The organism is Marinobacter sp. G5_S1_61_S3 (assembly GCF_054968585.1).
Genome location: NZ_JBQKUK010000007.1, coordinates 121,210 through 139,928 on the forward strand (window position 1 = coordinate 121,210; position 18,719 = coordinate 139,928).

16 protein-coding genes are annotated in these 18,719 nt (G+C 57.0%); 10 read left to right on the forward strand and 6 right to left on the reverse strand.

The window, feature by feature from the left end; genetic code table 11:
* Positions 1-79 precede the first annotated feature (79 nt).
* A complete protein-coding gene (locus ACTRWH_RS08660) occupies positions 80-1,117 on the forward strand; it encodes a threonine aldolase family protein (protein WP_036209376.1) in 1,038 nt (345 codons plus the stop codon).
* Between the two features lie 88 nt (positions 1,118-1,205).
* On the forward strand, positions 1,206-1,772 hold the full coding sequence (efpL, locus tag ACTRWH_RS08665) for an elongation factor P-like protein EfpL (RefSeq protein WP_036209377.1): 567 nt from the start codon (positions 1,206-1,208) through the stop codon (positions 1,770-1,772).
* 43 nt (positions 1,773-1,815) lie between these two features.
* Here the strand turns inward: efpL and ACTRWH_RS08670 are convergent, their stop codons facing one another.
* A complete protein-coding gene (locus ACTRWH_RS08670; protein WP_007152658.1) occupies positions 1,816-2,268 on the reverse strand; it encodes an Lrp/AsnC ligand binding domain-containing protein in 453 nt (150 codons plus the stop codon).
* 158 nt (positions 2,269-2,426) lie between these two features.
* Here ACTRWH_RS08670 and ACTRWH_RS08675 point away from each other — a divergent pair, with 158 nt between their 5' ends.
* Both ACTRWH_RS08675 and putA read left to right on the forward strand, forming a co-directional pair.
* Entirely contained in the window at positions 2,427-5,942 is a 3,516-nt protein-coding gene (locus ACTRWH_RS08675) for an NAD-glutamate dehydrogenase domain-containing protein (protein WP_462826295.1), read from the forward strand.
* A 169-nt stretch (positions 5,943-6,111) separates the two neighbouring features.
* The gene (gene putA / locus ACTRWH_RS08680; RefSeq protein WP_213479499.1) at positions 6,112-9,741 is read left to right on the forward strand and encodes a bifunctional proline dehydrogenase/L-glutamate gamma-semialdehyde dehydrogenase PutA; all 3,630 of its coding nucleotides are present in this window, start codon (positions 6,112-6,114) and stop codon (positions 9,739-9,741) included.
* Positions 9,742-9,790: 49 nt separating this feature from the next.
* On the opposite strand, the gene ACTRWH_RS08685 is transcribed toward putA, so the two are convergent.
* Positions 9,791-10,435, reverse strand: coding sequence for a DsbA family oxidoreductase (locus ACTRWH_RS08685; protein ID WP_041334176.1), 645 nt, complete (start codon positions 10,433-10,435; stop codon positions 9,791-9,793).
* Between the two features lie 232 nt (positions 10,436-10,667).
* Between ACTRWH_RS08685 and ACTRWH_RS08690 the strand changes: the two genes are divergently transcribed.
* Positions 10,668-12,410: an extracellular catalytic domain type 1 short-chain-length polyhydroxyalkanoate depolymerase gene (locus ACTRWH_RS08690; protein WP_081899301.1), complete on the forward strand. Its 1,743-nt coding sequence runs from the start codon at positions 10,668-10,670 to the stop codon at positions 12,408-12,410.
* Positions 12,411-12,465: 55 nt separating this feature from the next.
* Here the strand turns inward: ACTRWH_RS08690 and ACTRWH_RS08695 are convergent, their stop codons facing one another.
* Positions 12,466-13,158, reverse strand: a complete 693-nt coding sequence (locus ACTRWH_RS08695) for a pseudouridine synthase (RefSeq protein WP_091640842.1) — start codon at positions 13,156-13,158, stop codon at positions 12,466-12,468.
* Positions 13,159-13,222: 64 nt separating this feature from the next.
* Here ACTRWH_RS08695 and mtgA point away from each other — a divergent pair, with 64 nt between their 5' ends.
* Together mtgA and ACTRWH_RS08705 are read left to right on the forward strand one after the other, a co-directional pair.
* Positions 13,223-13,924, forward strand: coding sequence for a monofunctional biosynthetic peptidoglycan transglycosylase (gene mtgA, locus ACTRWH_RS08700; protein WP_462826296.1), 702 nt, complete (start codon positions 13,223-13,225; stop codon positions 13,922-13,924).
* 54 nt (positions 13,925-13,978) lie between these two features.
* Positions 13,979-14,605 carry a LysE family translocator gene (locus ACTRWH_RS08705; RefSeq protein ID WP_228209965.1) on the forward strand — a complete coding sequence of 209 codons (627 nt, stop codon included), beginning with the start codon at positions 13,979-13,981 and terminating at the stop codon, positions 14,603-14,605.
* A gap of 5 nt (positions 14,606-14,610) precedes the next feature.
* Here ACTRWH_RS08705 and ACTRWH_RS08710 read toward each other — a convergent pair whose 3' ends face one another.
* Positions 14,611-15,312, reverse strand: a complete 702-nt coding sequence (locus ACTRWH_RS08710; protein ID WP_228209902.1) for a lytic transglycosylase domain-containing protein — start codon at positions 15,310-15,312, stop codon at positions 14,611-14,613.
* A gap of 179 nt (positions 15,313-15,491) precedes the next feature.
* Between ACTRWH_RS08710 and ACTRWH_RS08715 the strand changes: the two genes are divergently transcribed.
* Entirely contained in the window at positions 15,492-16,016 is a 525-nt protein-coding gene (locus tag ACTRWH_RS08715; RefSeq protein ID WP_410174344.1) for a shikimate kinase, read from the forward strand.
* Between the two features lie 26 nt (positions 16,017-16,042).
* On the opposite strand, the gene ACTRWH_RS08720 is transcribed toward ACTRWH_RS08715, so the two are convergent.
* On the reverse strand, positions 16,043-16,219 hold the full coding sequence (locus ACTRWH_RS08720; RefSeq protein WP_007152648.1) for a DUF1328 domain-containing protein: 177 nt from the start codon (positions 16,217-16,219) through the stop codon (positions 16,043-16,045).
* A 221-nt stretch (positions 16,220-16,440) separates the two neighbouring features.
* Here ACTRWH_RS08720 and ACTRWH_RS08725 point away from each other — a divergent pair, with 221 nt between their 5' ends.
* Both ACTRWH_RS08725 and ACTRWH_RS08730 read left to right on the forward strand, forming a co-directional pair.
* Complete coding sequence (locus ACTRWH_RS08725; protein ID WP_228209901.1) at positions 16,441-16,920, forward strand: sll1863 family stress response protein; 480 nt, start codon at positions 16,441-16,443, stop codon at positions 16,918-16,920.
* Between the two features lie 144 nt (positions 16,921-17,064).
* Entirely contained in the window at positions 17,065-17,958 is an 894-nt protein-coding gene (locus tag ACTRWH_RS08730; RefSeq protein WP_228209900.1) for a DMT family transporter, read from the forward strand.
* On the opposite strand, the gene ACTRWH_RS08735 is transcribed toward ACTRWH_RS08730, so the two are convergent.
* Positions 17,955-18,698 carry a maleate cis-trans isomerase family protein gene (locus ACTRWH_RS08735; protein WP_085679612.1) on the reverse strand — a complete coding sequence of 248 codons (744 nt, stop codon included), beginning with the start codon at positions 18,696-18,698 and terminating at the stop codon, positions 17,955-17,957. The genes ACTRWH_RS08730 and ACTRWH_RS08735 overlap by 4 nt on opposite strands.
* Positions 18,699-18,719 lie beyond the last annotated feature (21 nt).

Consider the following 18,719-nt stretch of genomic DNA (forward strand, 5'->3'; position numbering starts at 1 on the left):
ACTTTTTGAGTAGCAAATTCGGAGTTTTGCAAATAGAGTTAAGGTCTTATCAGTCTTTTCGATACAGACTTCCAGGAGTATGCCCGTGTCTGAGTCAGAACAGTTTGCCAGTGATAATTACAGTGGCATTTGCCCGCAAGCCTGGTCCGCAATGGCCGAGGCGAATGGTTCTGACGAGCCGGCGTATGGGGAAGACCGCTGGACACAACGAGCCGCCGATGGGCTTCGGGGCCTATTCGATACCGACTGCGATGTCTTTTTTGTGTTCAACGGCACTGCCGCAAACTCACTGGCACTGGCATCCATGGGGCAGTCATTCCACAGTGTGATCTGCCACGAACTGGCGCACATCGAGACCGACGAGTGTGGCGGGCCGGAGTACGCTTCCAACGGTGCAAAACTGCTTTTGGGGCAGGGGCCGAACGGCAAGCTGACGCCAGAGAGTATTGAGCACCTGGTTACCAAGCGCACGGATATCCACTACCCCAAACCCAAGGCCCTGAGCCTGACCCAGGCAACTGAGGTGGGTACTGTCTATTCTCCAGACGAGCTACGCGCGATCCGGCAAACGGCTGATCGTTTCAACTTGAATATCCATATGGACGGAGCTCGTTTCGCCAATGCCGTAGCGGCGCTGGATGTGCACCCTTCCGAGATTACCTGGAAAGCTGGCGTGGACGTACTGTGTTTCTCGGGCACCAAGAACGGCCTGGCTCTGGGGGAGGCCGTTGTGTTCTTCAATCGTGCGTTGGCAGAGGACTTCGAATGGCGCTGCAAGCAGGCGGGGCAATTGGCGTCAAAGATGCGCTACATTTCCGCGCCCTGGTGCGGGCTGCTTGAAGGTAATGTATGGCTGGAGAATGCCCGGCACGCGAATGCCTGCGCAGAGCGACTGGCGAAGGGCCTGGAAGGCTTGCCGGGTATCGGGCTCCGTTACCCCAGGCAAGTGAACGGCGTATTTGTAGAAATGCCTGACCCGGTGCAGGCGGCGCTGCGTGACAAAGGGTGGAAGTTCTACAATTTCATCGGCGGAAGTGCCCGTTTGATGTGCTCCTGGTCGACCACCCCGGAGCAGGTTGATCGCTTTCTGGCGGACTTGCGGGCGCTGGTGTCCTGATTTTGGTGTCGGGCCTCTCGCCAGCGTCGTCGCTTCATGATATATCAGCACCCTGTTTGTCCCACTTTAAATTCCGGAATCCGTAGCAATGCCAAAAGCAGGTGAAATCAAAAAGAATTCGGCGATCGAGTACGAAGGTGGTGTCTACTTCGTAAAAGATATTGAGCGTTCTGTCCCGCAGGGGCGTGCCGGTGGCAGCCTGTATCGCATGCGCCTTTACGACGTTGTAACCGGCTACAAGATCGACCAGACCTTCAAGGACTCCGATATGCTGAACCTGGCGGATCTGGTCCGTCGGCCAGCAACGTTCTCCTATTCGGATGGCGAGGAGTACGTCTTCATGGATAGCGAGGACTATACGCAGTACAGCCTGAATGGCGAGGCCATTGCCGATGAGCTGCTGTTCATCAACGAAGAGACTCAGGGCTTGATGGTGGTTCTGGTGAGCGATGCGCCAGTGGCGCTGGATTTGCCCCCTACGGTGGACCTGCTGATCGAAGAAACCGACCCGTCGGTAAAGGGTGGCTCGGCCACTGCCCGCACCAAGCCGGCCAGACTCACCACCGGCCTGGTGGTGCAGGTGCCCGAGCATATTTCCACGGGCGACCGCATTAAGGTCAATGTCGATGAGCGGCGGTTTCTGGGGCGGGTTTAATCCTCGGCTTACCCGATAGCGGGGCTTTCGGTGCCGTTGTGGCTCATAGCCCCGCGTCTTTCACATTCTCCATGACCACAAACGTGCTGGTCTGCAACACATGGGGCAGCGCCGATATCTGCTCCCCCAGCACTTGCCGGTATTCTGCCATGTTCCGCGTGCGTACTTTCAGCAGGTAGTCGAAGTTGCCGGCAATCATGTGGCATTGCTCTACCGCTGAAATCTGCTTCACCGAATGGTTAAAGGCCGCAAGGGCATTGCTGCTGGTGTCGTTCAGGGTGACCTGGGCAAAGGCAATATGACTCTGTCCGAGTTTGGTCTGATTGATCAGGGCTGTGTAACCCGTGATATAGCCCTGTTCTTCGAGGCGCCTCATACGGACCTGGCAGGGGGTTTTTGACAAACCAACACGTGACGCCAGTTCGGTGACGGTCACCCGTGCGTGTTTTTGCAGTTCGCGGATGATGGAGTGATCGATCCTGTCCAATTCGACCATAACTTATTTCTCGATATGGATATACGGCTATACAAAGCCAAGAATATAATCAAATTGCCTGCATTTTAAAACTTTATGGGCAAAGAGTCTTTCGTGAGTTGTCTATACTGGGGATGTTCCGTCATACATGCCCCAGTTGATATCCCCGGAGATCTCCGATGACCCATTCCGATTCCCCTCAAAAGCAAACCCTCCTGGAACAGCTCTCCGAGGCGTTGGAGGGTGAGGACTACGACCCGGACGATTCCGGCCATCTGCGTGACGGCCACCTGCGTGACATAGTGGCGACGATGCTGGAGGAGTCCCAGTCCTGGGACGACGCGTTGCACCGCCGTTTGACCGAGGTGTTGGGTAAAGCGGAAGGAAAGCGTTGGGCGGGGATGTTCAGCGGCGGGTTCCCTTCGAGTTACCGATCGAGATTCTCCGTCGCGGAGGCCGCTGGCGATATCCAGCAAATCCAGTCCATTGCCCTGAGTTCTGATGTGCCCATGAGGTTCTACACATCATCGGAGCAGGGAGAGCAGGAACTGAACTTCAAGCTCTACAGTCAGGGCAAGCCGGTGATTCTGTCAGATGTGATTCCGATCCTTGAGAATCTTGGCATGCGAGTGTTGGGGGAGCACCCGTATCGTATTCGGCGGCGTGACGGCGAGCAGTTCGGGGTCAGTGATTTTACCGTGGAATGTCATTCCCGCTGCCGTGGCGCAGATGTCGAAGCGGCCAAACCGCGACTTCAGGAAGGGTTCCGGGAAATCTGGAATGGTTTCGCTGAAAACGACGACTTCAACCAGTTGATGATGGCGGCGGGGCTGAATTGGCGTGAAGTCAGCCTGCTGCGAGCCTACTCCCGCTACATCAAGCAGTTGCGCTTCGGATTTAGCCAGCCCTTTATTGCCGACACCCTGGCCCGGCACCTGGATATCACGGCGTTGCTGGTCGCCTTTTTCAGCGCTCGTTTCGATCCTGTAGTGGACAATCGGGAATCAGAATCCGAGCACATCGAGAACCGGATTCTTGAGGCTCTCGACGCCGTAACAAGCCTTGACGACGACCGTATCCTCCGGCGGTTTTATGTACTGATCAAGGCCACCCTCAGAACCAACTATTTCCAACGCCAGGACACCGGCGAGTTCAAAGGCTATATCTCGCTTAAACTCGATCCTTCCAGCATCCCGGATATTCCCAAGCCATGCCCGCGTTTCGAGGTATTCGTGTGTTCCCCTCGGGTGGAAGGGGTTCATCTCAGGGGAGGCGCCGTGGCCCGTGGTGGTTTGCGCTGGTCCGACCGTAGCGAAGATTACCGCACAGAGATACTCGGGCTGGTGAAGGCCCAGCAGGTCAAGAATTCGGTCATTGTACCCGTGGGTGCCAAAGGGGGCTTTATCGTCAAGCAGCCTCCGGAAGGCGGCTCACGCGAGGCGCTGAGAGAAGAGGGTGTTGCCTGCTACCAGACATTCATCCGAGGTTTGCTGGACCTGACCGACAACCTGAATGAAGGCAGCGTAGTGCCACCGGTTGACGTGGTCCGTCACGACGCCGATGACACCTACCTGGTGGTGGCCGCCGACAAAGGCACGGCGACCTTCTCTGACATTGCGAACCGGCTTGCCGGGGAATACGGCTTCTGGCTTGGTGACGCTTTTGCCTCCGGCGGCAGTGAGGGGTACGACCATAAGAAAATGGGTATTACCGCGAAGGGCGCCTGGGAGTCGGTCAAACGTCATTTCCTTGAGAAAGGCATCGACACCCAGGTCGACGAATTCACAGTTGTGGGTATTGGCGACATGGGCGGGGACGTGTTTGGCAACGGTATGCTGCTGTCGGATCGCATTCGCCTTGTGGCAGCCTTCAATCATCTGCACATTTTTGTGGATCCGGAGCCGGATGCAGCGGCGTCGTTCGCCGAACGCAAGCGCCTGTTTGAAACGCCGGGATCGAGTTGGGAGGACTACAGTGCAGAACTGATCAGCGAGGGTGGTGGTGTGTTCTCACGGGCTGCCAAATGGATTCCCGTGTCGCCACAGATGCAGGCACGCCTCGGCATCCGTGAAACCCGCCTGCCGCCCAATGAGTTGATCAGTGCGCTGTTGCAGGCCCCGGTGGACATGCTCTGGAATGGTGGTATCGGCACCTACGTGAAAGCGGCTGGCGAGACCCATGACGACGTCGGCGACAAGTCCAACGATGCCGTAAGGATAGACAGCCACCAGCTACAATGCGGGGTCCTTGGTGAGGGCGGAAACCTCGGTTTCACCCAGCTTGCTCGCATCGGTTTTGCCAGAACCGGTGGTGCCGCCAATACCGACTTTATTGATAATGCCGGTGGGGTGGACTGTTCGGACCATGAAGTAAACATCAAGATCCTGCTCAACGAGCAGGTGCGAAGCGGAAAGATGACGCTGAGGCAGCGTAACCAGATGCTCCGGGCAATGACTCCGGAAGTGTCGGAGCTGGTGCTGCGGAACAATTACCGTCAGGCCATGGCTCTGAGCCTGGCCGCCACGGGGGCGGTTGCCACTACGGACGAGTACGAACGCCTGATGCGGCGGTTGGAGGCAGAGGGGAAACTTGATCGGTCCCTCGAATTTCTGCCCGACGACGAGGAACTCCGCTCGCGGCGAGAGCGTGCTTCGGGGCTGACTCGCCCTGAGCTTTCAGTGTTGATTTCCTACGCCAAGATTGAACTGAAGCAGGCGTTGCAGGCTGCTCCTATTGTTCACGACGATCGTTTCGCCAAGGCCCTGTATTCCGCTTTTCCCGGCTCGTTGCTCAAGCGTTTTCCAGACGCGATCGATGCCCATCCCTTGCGCGGTGAAATCGCAGCAACGCAGATTGCCAACGATATGGTGAATCGCATGGGCATCAGTTGGGCGGACAAGCTGCGTAATGCCACCGGTGCCGACTGTGGCCGGATTGCCGCCGGCTACCTGATCTCCCTCCAGATCCATGACGTAGAGACCCAGTGGAAAGCGATTGAAGCGCTTGACGGGAAAATCAGTGCCGGCGTACAGGCGGAGTTGTTCAGCGATGTGATTCGACTGGTTACCCGCAGTACCAGCTGGTTGCTGCACAATCGCCGGGCTGACCTGGACCCGAAAGCCTGCATTGCCCACTATCAGCAGCCACTGGCGGAAGTGCTGGCATCGACAGAGAGTCTGAAGGCGGTAATTCCTGCAAGTCGGTGGCAGGAACGCTATGATAAATACTGTGAACACCGTGTTCCGGAGAAACTGGCAGCCTATGCTGCCTCTGCAGAAAGCCGCTATTGGCTGATGGATATCATCGAAATCGGCCGTCAGTTGGATCGGGATCTCGAGTCGGTGGCCTGGGTGTACTTCAGCTTGGGTGAAGGTCTCAAACTGACCTGGCTGGACCGTCAGATGCGTGCCTTCAAGGCCCGAGGGCACTGGCAGGTACTGGCGACGCTTCATTACAGGGACGAACTGGACCACCAGTTGCGGAATCTGACCGCGAGTGTACTGTCCTTCGCGTCCGAAGGGGGCGGATCGATGTCTCCTGAGCAGTCGCTTGAACGTTGGCGTGAAGACAAGCAGGCTCTGTTGAGCCGTTGGCAAAAGATGCTGGCTGATATGCAGGCCGCGAGTGACGTGGATTGTGCCGTGTTCTCGGTGGCCCACGGCGTGCTTCGGGAGCTGGCTGCAAAGGCAGCTTAGTCATCTGTCAGGGTGTTTTCGTCTGAAAATTAATCATTTCACAGGAAAAATGTAAATTTTAATTAACCAAAAAAGCCTGAACGTCGCGCTTGTATGGTTTTTACAGTCAAATAGTCTTTGTCGTTCCCGGTAGAATGCGGGAAAGATAAACAAATGAGAGGGTTCAACCATGAGACCGCAGCAATCAGAGACTCCCACACTGGTCGATAGCCGGCAGGCCATCCGCAATTATTACCTCGCGGACGAACACAAGGTGATTAGTGAGATGATTGCTGGCGCCCAGTTGACCCGGGCAGAGCGCGATGGAATCTCGGAGCGCGCCGCCGATCTGGTACGCAGCGTCCGCAAGAATGCCAAGTCCACCATTATGGAAAAATTCCTGGCGGAGTACGGCCTCACGACCAAGGAAGGCGTTGCACTGATGTGTCTGGCTGAGGCGTTGCTGCGTGTGCCGGACAATATGACCATTCACGAGCTGATCGAAGACAAGGTCACTTCTGGCGCCTGGGGTACTCACGTAGGCAAGGCGTCCTCAGCACTGATCAACACGGCGACCGTGGCGCTGTTGATGACCAGCAATCTATTGAAAGACTCTGAGCGACACAGCGTGGGTGACACGTTGCGTAAGCTGCTGAAGCGTTTCGGCGAGCCGGTCATTCGCACGGTTGCCGGTCAGGCCATGAAGGAAATGGGCCGTCAGTTCGTGTTGGGCCGTGATATCGACGAAGCCCAGGACGAAGCCAAAGAATACATGGAAAAGGGGTATACCTATTCCTATGACATGCTGGGTGAGGCTGCCCGCACCGATGAGGACGCCAAGCGCTATTTCGACTCCTACTCCAATGCCATTGATAGCATTGCCAAGGCCTGCAAAGGCGATGTGCGCAAGAATCCGGGTATCTCCGTCAAACTGTCCGCACTACTGGCCCGATACGAATATGGCAATAAAGAGCGGGTGATGAGCGAACTGCTACCCCGCGCCAAAGAGCTGGTAAAGAAGGCCGCAGCGGCCAATATGGGGTTCAATATTGATGCCGAGGAACAGGATCGGCTTGATCTGTCCCTTGACGTCATTGAAGCCCTGGTCGCGGACCCGGAACTGGCCGGTTGGGACGGTTTTGGTGTTGTGGTTCAGGCTTACGGCAAGCGTTCAGCCTTCGCGCTGGACTGGCTGTACGGGCTGGCTGAGAAGTACGACCGTCGCTTTATGGTGCGCCTGGTAAAAGGCGCGTACTGGGACGCCGAGATCAAACGCGCCCAGGTAATGGGCCTGAGCGGTTTCCCGGTATTCACCCGCAAGGCCTGCAGTGACGTTTCGTTCCTCTCCTGCGCAACCAAGCTGCTGAACATGACCGACCGGATCTATCCGCAGTTCGCCACCCACAATGCCCACTCGGTATCGGCGGTGCTCGAGCTGGCCAAATCCAAAGGCGTGGATAACTATGAGTTTCAGCGCCTGCACGGTATGGGTGAATCACTCCACAACGAAGTGTTGAAAACCAGTGGTGTGCCTTGCCGGATTTATGCCCCGGTTGGCCCCCATAAAGACCTGTTGGCGTATCTGGTACGTCGCCTGCTGGAAAATGGCGCCAACAGTTCCTTCGTGAACCAGATCGTGGACAAGAGCATTACGCCGGAAGAAATCGCCAAAGACCCGATAGACTCCGTTAAAGAGATGGGCAGTAATATCTCAAGCAAGGCGATCGTCCACCCCTTCAAGCTCTTCGGCGAACAGCGCAGAAACTCCAAGGGTTGGGACATCACCGATCCGGTGACGGTTGCGGAAATCAACGAAGGCCGGGACGCCTATCGTGACCATCGCTGGAAAGGCGGTCCGATCATCGCTGGCGAAGTATCCGGTGCGGAAGTGCAAATGGTCCGTAACCCCGCCGACGCGGAAGACACGGTTGGCCATGTGACGCAGGCGTCCGAGGAGGACGTGAACACAGCAATCACCGCAGCTCAGGAAGGCTTCAAGGCCTGGTCGGCCCGGTCCGCCGAAGAGCGGGCCGAGTGTCTTCGCAAGGTCGCTGACCTGTATGAGGAAAATGCCTACGAGCTGTTTGCGCTGGCCACCCGCGAAGCCGGTAAGTCGCTGCTGGATGGCGTCGCTGAGATTCGGGAGGCGGTGGACTTCGCCCAGTTCTATGCCAACGAAGGTATTCGCTACAAGGACAGCGGTGAGTCGCGCGGAGTCGTGGTGTGTATTTCGCCCTGGAACTTCCCGCTGGCGATCTTTACCGGCCAGATTCTTGCCAACCTGGTAGCAGGCAATGCTGTGTTGGCCAAGCCGGCCGAGCAGACCTCGCTATTGGCGGTAAGGGCCGTGGAGCTGATGCACCAGGCCGGTATTCCGGAAGATGTGATCCAGTTGCTGCCGGGCACCGGTGCGACGGTTGGCGGGGCGTTGACATCCGATTCGCGGGTCGCCGGCGTTTGCTTCACCGGCTCGACTGCGACGGCCCAGCGCATCGACAAGAAGATGAGCGAGAACATGGCCCCCGATGCCACCCTGGTGGCGGAAACCGGTGGTCTGAACGCCATGATCGTGGACTCCACGGCGCTGCCGGAACAGGTGGTGCGGGATGTTCTGGCGTCATCTTTCCAGAGCGCGGGCCAGCGCTGTTCTGCACTGCGCATGCTGTATGTGCAAAAAGACATTGCCGACCACCTGCTGGAAATGCTGTATGGCGCGATGGATGAATTGGGCATTGGTGATCCCTGGCTACTGTCCACCGATGTTGGCCCGGTCATCGATGAGACGGCCAGGAAAAAGATTGTCGACCACTGTGACAAATATGAAGCCAAGGGCCGGCTGATGAAGAAAATGACGGTGCCGGAGAAAGGCAACTTCGTGTCACCTGCGGTGATCAGTGTCAGCGGCATTGAAGAGCTGGAAGAGGAAATCTTCGGCCCGGTGCTGCATGTGGCCACATTCGCGGCCAAGGACCTGGACAAAGTCGTCGATAGCGTTAACGCCAAGGGCTATGGACTGACCTTCGGTGTTCACAGCCGGGTTGACCGCCGCGTCGAACGCATCGCCAGCCGTATCAAGGTTGGCAACACCTATGTTAACCGCAATCAGATCGGTGCCATTGTCGGCTCTCAGCCGTTCGGTGGTGAAGGTCTTTCCGGTACCGGCCCCAAGGCCGGCGGCCCGCAGTACGTGCGTCGTTTCCTGAAAGGCGAAACGGTTGAACGCCCGGCGGATGTCAGTGCCAAAGCGGTGGATATCAAGAAGCTTGAAGGGCTGATTGGCAAGGTAGTGGATGTGAAAGCGCCTGCGCCGGAGCCCAGAATTGAAGCCATGAAGCCTGTTTTCGGTGATGTGCCAGCACCGCTGGACGCCCATGCCGAGGAATTGCCGGGGCCAACGGGTGAGCTGAACCGCCTGAGCAATCATGCCCGGGGTGTGGTGCTCTGTCTTGGTCCGGACAAGGAAACCGCGTTGGAGCAGGCTGCAATGGCTCTGTCCCAGGGCAACAAGGTGGTTGTGGTTGCGCCGGGCACCCAGGATACGGTTGACCGTGCTGCCAAGGCCGGTTTGCCGATCGTGGGTATTGAGGGCCTGTTGGAGCCAGAGGCATTGTCCCAGGCGCGTGGTTTCCAGGCAGCCGTAAGCTGCGCTGAGCCGTCCTTGCTGAAGGAGTACCGTCAGGCTCTGGCGAAGCGGGAAGGTGCGCTGTTACCGCTGATCACCGAACACAAGCTAGACCAGAGGTTTGTGATTGAGCGCCACCTGTGTGTGGACACCACGGCGGCGGGTGGCAACGCCAGCCTGATTGCAGCATCCGAGTAACGACCTGTCACCTTGCAACGCCCAGGGAAGGGCGTTGCAAGGGTTTTGGTTACGCAGAGTCAGCGATCTCCCGGAATGCGTTGATCAGGGTGTCTGGCTCCTGCGCACCGGATATCAGGTACTTCTGGTTAATGATGTAAGCAGGAACTGCCGACACACCTGCCTGCTGATACTGTGCCTCTTCCTCCCGAACAGCCTCTGCATACTGGTCAGACGCCAGTACCTCGCGCGCTTGCGAGCCGTCCAGGCCAATCGTTTCCACACAGTGGATCAGCGTATCCGGATTGGAGATATTCTCGGCGCGTCCGAAATAGGCCTCGAAAAACGCCAGTTTCATATCGGTCTGCTTGCCCTGTTCACCGGCCCACTTCACCAGCCTGTGGGCGTCAAAGGTGTTGCGAGTGTGACGTTCCTGTAGCTTCTCGAAGTTCAGTCCCAGCCCCTTGGCAATATCCATCATCTGCGCCTGATTGGCTCTCATCTCGTCCTCGCTGCGGCCGTATTTGCGGCTCAGGGCGGGCAGGATGGGTTCGCCGTCACCGGATGGGTCCGGGTTCAGCTCAAAGGCATGCCATGCAACAGTGAAGTCCATGTCGTCTTTCAGGGCGTCCATCGCCTTTTCCAGGCGGGCATAACCAATGGCGCACCAGGGGCACGCAATATCGGAAACAATGTCGATGGCTATTGGGGTCATGGTGGCTCCTGTGTGTAAGGGCGAATAAGGGCAGGGTACCTGAAAGTTAAGCGGATGACTGCCCGTGCAGGCTTTTGGCCGTCCGGGCGCGCGGACACCTCTGTCCGGCGTTCCGGGCATATCGTTATTCGGAACAATCCCTGGGATGAGGGAAATCAGCAACCTGCAATCCTGGCACGTATCTTTCAGTTGCAACACTGCCGAACAATAAATCCAATAAAAGGAGCTCAAGATGTTCCAACTCATCGCACGTCAGGTGCGCGGTGGCACGCTATCGGCATTGCTGGCCTCCGCCGCCCTGATGATTCCTGCTCTTCCCGCGGTCGCGGGCCAGACAGATTCCTATACCCTGCCACAACAATCCTACAATCAGTCCAGGGCCCGTAACTACAAGGTGTACGTGCCCTCGAACGTGCAATCGCCTGCACCCATGGTGATGGCATTGCATGGTTGCAAACAGACCAACAACGACGTGCTCAATGACTGGGGGCTGAAAGCCGCAGCCGATGAGTACGGATTCATTCTGGTTGCCCCCTTCATTACCAGCTACGACGGGCTGCGTAATGAAAACTGTTGGGGCTTCTGGTTTGATCACCATCGCCATGAAGGCGCTGGCGAAGTGGAGGACCTGCACCAGATTGCACAGGCTGTTGAATCCAATTACACCATTGACGCCAATCGCCGTTATATCACCGGCCTGTCTTCCGGCGGTGCCATGGCAACCGTAGCCTCGGTGGCCCATAACGAATACTGGGCGGCGGCCGCGCCTGCCTCGGGCCTGCCGTACGGTGAGGATTCTGCGTCTGTCTCGTTGTCCGGACAGTGCCCCGGTAGTGCGACGTTTCACAGCGTATCGCGGGTATCCTCCGACATGCAGTCGGAGGTGGACGACCAGTATCCGATCCCGCTCATGGTGTTGCAGAACGAGAACGACTGTACCGTGCTGAAAGAGGCGGCTGATAACACCCGGGATGCGCACCTGCAGGTGTTTGGCGAGTCCGGGTTCCAGACCACGGGCCAGGCCTACGCCTCGTCAGTCGCCTGTTCACCCTATTATCAGAACAACCACAGCTGCGAGCACATCCGTTATACCCAGGATGGCACCAACGGAGCGCGTTCGGTGGTTGAAACCGTCTACCTGGACGGCCCCCTGTCGACCCCCAATACCCAGGATACCAATCATGGTCACTACTGGGTTGGCGGAGAGCATGGTAATAATGGCAAATGGTCCGTGAGGGTGGGGCCAAGCTATCCGGATATCATCTGGGATTTCTTTAACCGCCACAGCCGCGATGGAACCGAGCCCGAGGGTTTTCCGGTCATCACACTAATCGGCGATAACCCGATGACCGTGGCGATCAACACCACGTTTACCGATCCGGGTGCCACCGGGCAGGATGCCGAGGACGGTTCACTGACGGTAACGGCTGACTGCAGTGCGGTGGATACGTCAACGGTCGGAACCTACACCTGCGACTACAGTGCGACTGACAGCGACAGCAATACCACGACGAAAAGCCGTCAGGTCGAGGTGTATGACCCCAACGCACCTACCGAGACCTGCGAGCAGGCGACAGCGTCGCCCAATGCCCACATTTCGGCAAACCGGGCCTACGCTGGAGGTAACTCCAACCTGAGGGCCTATGCCAGTGGCGACGACATCGACATCGGGGGCTCCTTCGACACCTGGAGCAATGTCACCCTCTATGAGGGCGATCCGGGGCTCTGGTATACGTCCGAACCCAGCGCTTGCAGCGGAACCGGCGGAGGCGGTGATGGTGGTGGCTCCGGCGGCGATGTCACCTGCCAGGACTGGAACGATACCCATCTCAACCATGATACCGCTGGCCGGGCGTACTATTCAGGGGGGTACTACACCACCGGTGGTAACGATTACCTGGGCGCGGTATCCGGCACCTACAGCTGGGTGAAGGAGACCGACAGCGGCGTGTTCGAAGCCGGCCAATGTAACTGATCGCCATCGAAGACAGGCGATCACAGGGGGCGGGAAACCGCCCCCTGTTTCGTTGTTATTCCAGAATAATTTCGCGGGTGGTGAGTGATCGGAATTCCCCGGGCTTCAGCGTTGGGTCCAGTGTTATCGCACCCATTTGTTCCCGGTGCAGGCTACTCACACGGTTGCCCGTTGCGTGGAACATACGCTTGATCTGATGATAGCGGCCTTCGTAGATCGTTACCCTGGATTCGTTGGCAGACAGTGGTTCCAGGCGCGCAGGAGAGGTGGTCAGTTGTTCGTATTCGAACCAGATTCCCTGTGCGAAGCGCTCTATGGCATCGGTTGAAACCGGTTCGACCGTGGTGACCCGATAGACTTTGGGGAGCTTTACCCTGGGCTCCGTAAGCCTTCGTGACCAGGTTCCGTCATTGGTCAGTATCAACAAACCGGTGCTGGCACGGTCAAGCCTGCCGGCAATGTGAAGGTCTTTTCGCAGTTCCGGGTCGATCAGCTCCATTACGGTTTTGTGAATCTTGTCCGCCGTGGCACTGAGGTATCCGGCCGGTTTGTTCAGCATCAGGTAGTGGGCCCGGTCCCCGTGCTGGATAACCCTGCCGTTGCAGGCTACAGTGCTGAAACGGTCGACTTCCCAGGCTGTCTCCCTGCAGATACAACCGTCCACTGTAACCGTTCCGGCCGCGACCAGGGCGTTGGCCTGCTTGCGGCTGACACCGTTTTGATTACTGAGAATTCGGGAAAGCTTCATAGTGGCAATGTTATAGTCTTTCCGACTTTCTCCGTGATTCCCAAACCTGGGTGATGATAACACCGTGGCTCAACGATCCGTGATCCAAAAATCCCTGCGCGCGCTTGCCTGGTTACTGGTGGGCTTTTTGCTGCTGATAATCGCATTGATTGTCCTGCTACGGTTCGTGAATCCGCCGACGTCCACCTTCATGCTGGGGCATCTGTTTTCCGGTTCCAGCCACGAGCTCAGACAGGAGTGGGTTAGCCTGGACGAGATATCACCCTGGGTACCGTTGGCAGTGGTGGCCAGTGAGGATCAACGCTTTCCGTACCATCAGGGGGTGGATTTCAGCGCCATTCGCAAGGCACTTGCGGAATACCGTGCGGGCCAGGGTTTGCGGGGCGCCAGCACCATCACCCAGCAGACGGCAAAAAACCTGTTCCTGTGGAACGGGCGCAGTTTCGTGCGCAAGTCGTTGGAGGCCGGGTTGGCGCTCGGTATCGACGCTATCTGGCCGAAGTGTCGGATCATGGAGGTGTACCTGAATATCGCCGAATTCGGCCATGGGATCTACGGTGTTGAGGCTGCCAGTTGGGCCTTTTTCGGCATCCCCGCCAGCCGGCTGTCGCAAACCCAGGCAGCACGGCTTGCTGCGGTTCTTCCCAATCCGAAAGTGCTCAGTGCCGCCAGCCCCTCGTCCTATGTATGGGAGAGGGTGGCCTGGATTCGTGGGCAGATGGCTCAGCTGTCCGGGTTGCATTATCTGCGTGGACTGTATAATTAAGAGTTTCGTTTCTCTCAACGTCCAACATTCTATCAATGTAAGAGTCTGCCCGTGATGTCACTGAACCTGGCCTTGTTGTCTGCGTTTATCCCAACCTTCTTTGTGGTGTCCATTACGCCGGGTATGTGTATGACCCTGGCGCTGTCCCTTGGTATTACCATTGGCGTGAAACGGGCGCTGTGGATGATGGCCGGGGAGCTGGTTGGCGTGGCGGTAGTGGCGACTGCGGCGGCAGTAGGTGTGGCAACCTTCATGTTGAAGTACCCGACGGCCTTCGACGTATTCAAGGTTGTAGGCGGCGCCTACCTTGCCTGGCTGGGCATCCAGATGTGGCAGTCCCGGGGCAAAATGGCCATGCCGGAGGAGGATTCGCAACCGGTGGAGAGTTCAAGGGTGCAATTGGCGCTCCAGGGGTTTGTGACCGCTATTGCCAACCCGAAGGGCTGGGCGTTTTTCATTGCGCTATTGCCGCCGTTTATCGACAGTAAACTGCCAATGGCGCCACAACTCACGGTTCTCATCCTGATCATACTGGCCCTGGAGTTCCTCTGCCTTCAGCTCTATGCCCATGGTGGAAAGACTCTGCGCAAAGCGCTAAAGCAGGGCGGTGGTGTTCGCACGGTTAACCGCGTGGCTGGCAGTCTGATGGTTCTGGTGGGTGCCTGGCTGGCGTTCGGTTAGGCCGGTCAGTTACTGGCGTAGCGCTGGTGAAGGATTCCAACCCGTTCCACGTAGGCGCGGGTTTCCGCGTAGGGCGGTATGCCACCATGGCGCCCGACAGCTCCAGGGCCGGCATTGTAAGCGGCCGTTGCCAGCTTGATGTCACCGTCGAAGCGCTTGAGCATACGGGCCAGGTAATTGACTCCACCGCGAATGTTCTCCGGGGCAACCATGGCATTACGAACACCCAGCTCCTCTGCGGTGGCAGGCATTAACTGCATCAGCCCCTGGGCTCCCTTGGGCGACAGGGCTTTGTCATTAAACGCCGATTCTGCATGGATGACGGCCCGAACCAGAGCGGGGTCAACGTTGAACTCCCTGGCGGCCGTCTTGATCTCATCCCGGTAGGGCGACAGGAACAGCGGTGTGGTGCGCCAATTCACGTTGGAATCCGGGTCACAGGCGTAGCAGTGGAACCGGATGACATCGAAATTCAAGCTGGCGGGCTGGATACCGCTATAGGCAACCACGCCATTGTCGTCGGTATAACGATAAACCACTTCGTCTTTTGTCGACGCACGCTTCTCGCCATTGCCCTTAACGTTAGTGTATTCCACCGTACCGTCGGCGTGCACAATGCGTTTGATACTGTCCGCCAATACAGGCGCAGCAAAGGCCAGTAGCAGAAATGCCAGCGAGGAAGTGAGAAGGGTTTTGCCGCTTATCATCGTTGACTCTTGGAGTGCATGATCAAGAACGCCGCCTGCATTCGTGAATAACAACCGTAAGGCGGATTATACGGCGTTAATTGGCTGAAGAAACCGCAATGTTTGTCGGAAAAGTGTTACTTTTCTCAATATAGTCGGTCAATTCTCATTGTTGGCGAAATCCCGGAGACTCTGTGCCCTTGAATATGTCCCGCAGCAACGTTGTACTCATCGGAATGCCCGGCAGCGGTAAAAGCACGGTTGGGGTGCTGCTGGCAAAGCAGCTTGGTTTAGGGTTTATTGATACGGACCTGCTGATTCAGGAGGAAGCGGGCCGCACCTTGCAGGATATTGTCGACGGCGATGGCTATCAGGCGCTAAGGCGAATCGAGGAGCAGGTATTGCTGAGGCTGGATGTGCGGCGTCAGGTGATATCCACGGGCGGTAGTGCTGTCTACAGCGAACCTGCGATGACTCACCTGAAAGCTGATGGTCTCGTGGTGTTTCTTGATATTCCGCTGGAGGTGGTCGTTGCGCGGATAGGGGATTATAGCGCCCGGGGCATCTCCCGGCGACCGGATCAGTCGCTGGAACAGCTGTTTTGGGAACGTTTTGAGCTTTACTCGAGGGCTGCGGACGTGACGGTAAATTGTGTTGGCAAGAGTCAGGAGGATGTGTGCGATGACATATCGTCGGTGATACTGCAGATGCCGGCGACACGTTAAAAACATGCCGCCGGACGCGAAGGCTTCTAGGGTTTTGGTCCTTTGCCCCGAAGCGCATTGGCCACCAGTGAAATAACCAGCAGAACCAGAAAGATAAAGAACAGAATTTTCGCAAACCCTGCGGCTGTCCCCGCGATACCACCAAAACCAAGTACACCGGCGATTACCGCGACGATCAGGCATACAATAGCCCAATAGAGCATAGTATTTCTCCCGTTGTGTGACGTCACTTTCAAAGTGGCACATGGACGTTAAAGCCACAAATAGTGGAAGTCCGAAAACGCTTCGCAAGAGAATGATTTGTGCTGCAAACGATTGTTTTGTTGGCCTAAATACCTTTATTGTCGATTGATTAAGCTTTGCTAAGGTGCGGTTTGGCGCCGAAGGTTGTTACTGTCTACCAAATAATATCGGGAGAATTTCAATGATCTTCAAACAACTCGGCTATTCACTGGCCGTCGTTCTTGCACTTGTCATGTCCGGTTCGCTGCACGCGGAATCGTCCGGGGATTCGTCGGTTGAGTCGTTGAAAAAAGAAACCCGCGAACTTGGTCAGGCGCTGAAAGAGTTTGGTGCGGACCAGAAAGCGGAGGCGGAAACAGCGATTGAAAATACGCTTTCGGCTTTGGACAAGCGCATTGACACGCTACAGCAGGAACTGGATCAGAACTGGGGCGACATGAGTGACAAGGCCCGGGAACGATCCAGGAAAAGTCTTGAGTCCTTGCAGGAGCAGCGGCAACGCGTCCAGCAATGGTATGACGAGCTGCAGGCCAGTTCATCCTCTGCCTGGGAACGTGCCAAGCAGGGTTTCTCCAATGCCTATGAGGCACTGTCGGAACAGTGGAATGAAACCGAACGTAAACTGACGGACGACTCGGACAAGAAGAAGGACAGCATTTAGCCGGCTTTCAGGAATTGCACCGGTCATACAGGGTCACATTGATCATCTGTACCGGTTGTTAATTTCATTTTCTGTATCTGTTTTGTTTGCCAATCACGGGTTACAGTGGGCAGACTCACATTCGTCTGCCTCTCGGTTAACCGTATGCCCCCGATTTTCTATTCGTTTTTTGTGCCGGCGCTCTTTGTTTGGCTGTGGAGCACGGGCTTCATTGGCGCCAAGTATGGTTTACCCTTTGCTGAGCCGTTTACGCTCCTGCTGATACGCATGCTGTTTACGCTGGTACTACTCAGCGTACTCGCCTGGATAATGAAAACCCGCTGGCCTGGTTGGCGTGGTGCCGGTCATCTGGCAGTCACCGGCCTGCTGGTGCATGGCTGTTACCTGGGCGGGGTTTATTACGCGATCCAGGGGGGCATGCCATCGGGAATCGTGTCGCTTATTGTCGGCCTTCAGCCGCTGGTAACGTCGGCCGTGGCCATTCTGGTGCTGAAGGAAAGTGTCTCGAGTCGGCAATGGCTGGGCCTGGCACTGGGTCTAGTCGGTGTAACACTGGTGCTGCTGGAAAAGTTCGGCGGTGATGCTTCCGCCTCCGATTTCCCGCTTTGGACCTTGCTCTGGGCTGCGCTGTCCCTGGGCGGGATATCCTTGGGCACCGTGTACCAGAAACGTAATGGCACTCAGTCGGATCTCGTCGCAGGTACGTTCATTCAGTACAGTGCTGCGGCAACGTTTTTCGCCGTTGGCGCTTTTGCATTTGAAACTCGCGAGGTGGTGTGGGCTCAGCCATTGATCTGGTCGATGGTCTGGCTGGTGTTCGGTGTTTCCATCGGGGCGATTCTGCTGTTGATGTGGCTGATTCGACGCGGTGCAGCCTCGCAGGTGGCCAGTCTTTTCTATCTGGTACCGCCCGTAACGGCGTTGGAAGCATACTGGCTCTTCGATGAAAGGCTGGGCGTACTTGCGATGATTGGGGGTGTGATCTCGATCACGGGGGTTGCGCTGGTGGTAACGCAGCAGCGAAAACAGGCGGCCTAGTTCCAGGGGTTCACCCGGAACAGGGTGCCCAGGCCGGATTGCGAGGTGAGTTTGCCACACAGCCTCAGGCCCTCCCAGAAGCTGACCTGATTGGCGGTCAGTACCGGTTTGCCCGCCGCTGCCTCCAGGTCTTCCAGCCAGGCGGCGGAATGCAATGCGGTATCGGGAATCAAGACCGCATCTGCGTCCGGGTGGTCATTGTCCGTCGCGAACCGCAGTACGGCCTCTTTCTCCAGCGTGCCGACCTCCGCCGCCGTAATAATGTCGCGACAGGTTATGTGCACTACCTCGATATCAAAGTGCTCCAGAAACGTTTGGAACAGTAGGGCTATGTCCCGCGGGTAGGTAGCCGCGATGGCGACCCGCCTGGCATTGATGGCGGTAACGGCCCTGGCGAACGCCATGGCCGTGGTAGAGGCCGGAATGTGAAGCAGGCTTTCGAGCGTTTCGATCTGTTCCCCTATACCGTCGATGCCACGAACGAAACTGGCACTGGTGGAGGTCCATAGAACGGCTTCCATATCCGCACTTTCAAGGTGTCCGGCTCCTTCCGTAAGGCGCGCCGGGCTTCCCATTTCGGTGAGAGCTTCAACGGTATGTGCATCCTCATCGAACGCCGTATGTATGACTCTCACCTCAGCCGGTGGCGAGATCATTCCGGCCAGACGTGGGTAGTCATCCTCGGCAGCGTGTCCAGGATAAAGAAAGGCAAGGCGGGGAACCGGTGTGTTCTTGTCCATGCCTGAACAGTATTAGAGTTC

What these genes read in the sequence shown, in the direction of transcription:
- ACTRWH_RS08660 (WP_036209376.1), top strand. Translation starts at nt 80, where the DNA reads ATGCCCGTGTCTGAGTCAGAACAGTTTGCCAGTGATAATTACAGTGGC.
- efpL (WP_036209377.1), top strand. Translation starts at nt 1,206, where the DNA reads ATGCCAAAAGCAGGTGAAATCAAAAAGAATTCGGCGATCGAGTACGAA.
- ACTRWH_RS08670 (WP_007152658.1), bottom strand. Translation starts at nt 2,268, where the DNA reads ATGGTCGAATTGGACAGGATCGATCACTCCATCATCCGCGAACTGCAA.
- ACTRWH_RS08675 (WP_462826295.1), top strand. Translation starts at nt 2,427, where the DNA reads ATGACCCATTCCGATTCCCCTCAAAAGCAAACCCTCCTGGAACAGCTC.
- putA (WP_213479499.1), top strand. Translation starts at nt 6,112, where the DNA reads ATGAGACCGCAGCAATCAGAGACTCCCACACTGGTCGATAGCCGGCAG.
- ACTRWH_RS08685 (WP_041334176.1), bottom strand. Translation starts at nt 10,435, where the DNA reads ATGACCCCAATAGCCATCGACATTGTTTCCGATATTGCGTGCCCCTGG.
- ACTRWH_RS08690 (WP_081899301.1), top strand. Translation starts at nt 10,668, where the DNA reads ATGTTCCAACTCATCGCACGTCAGGTGCGCGGTGGCACGCTATCGGCA.
- ACTRWH_RS08695 (WP_091640842.1), bottom strand. Translation starts at nt 13,158, where the DNA reads ATGAAGCTTTCCCGAATTCTCAGTAATCAAAACGGTGTCAGCCGCAAG.
- ACTRWH_RS08705 (WP_228209965.1), top strand. Translation starts at nt 13,979, where the DNA reads ATGTCACTGAACCTGGCCTTGTTGTCTGCGTTTATCCCAACCTTCTTT.
- ACTRWH_RS08710 (WP_228209902.1), bottom strand. Translation starts at nt 15,312, where the DNA reads ATGATAAGCGGCAAAACCCTTCTCACTTCCTCGCTGGCATTTCTGCTA.
- ACTRWH_RS08720 (WP_007152648.1), bottom strand. Translation starts at nt 16,219, where the DNA reads ATGCTCTATTGGGCTATTGTATGCCTGATCGTCGCGGTAATCGCCGGT.
- ACTRWH_RS08725 (WP_228209901.1), top strand. Translation starts at nt 16,441, where the DNA reads ATGATCTTCAAACAACTCGGCTATTCACTGGCCGTCGTTCTTGCACTT.
- ACTRWH_RS08730 (WP_228209900.1), top strand. Translation starts at nt 17,065, where the DNA reads ATGCCCCCGATTTTCTATTCGTTTTTTGTGCCGGCGCTCTTTGTTTGG.
- ACTRWH_RS08735 (WP_085679612.1), bottom strand. Translation starts at nt 18,698, where the DNA reads ATGGACAAGAACACACCGGTTCCCCGCCTTGCCTTTCTTTATCCTGGA.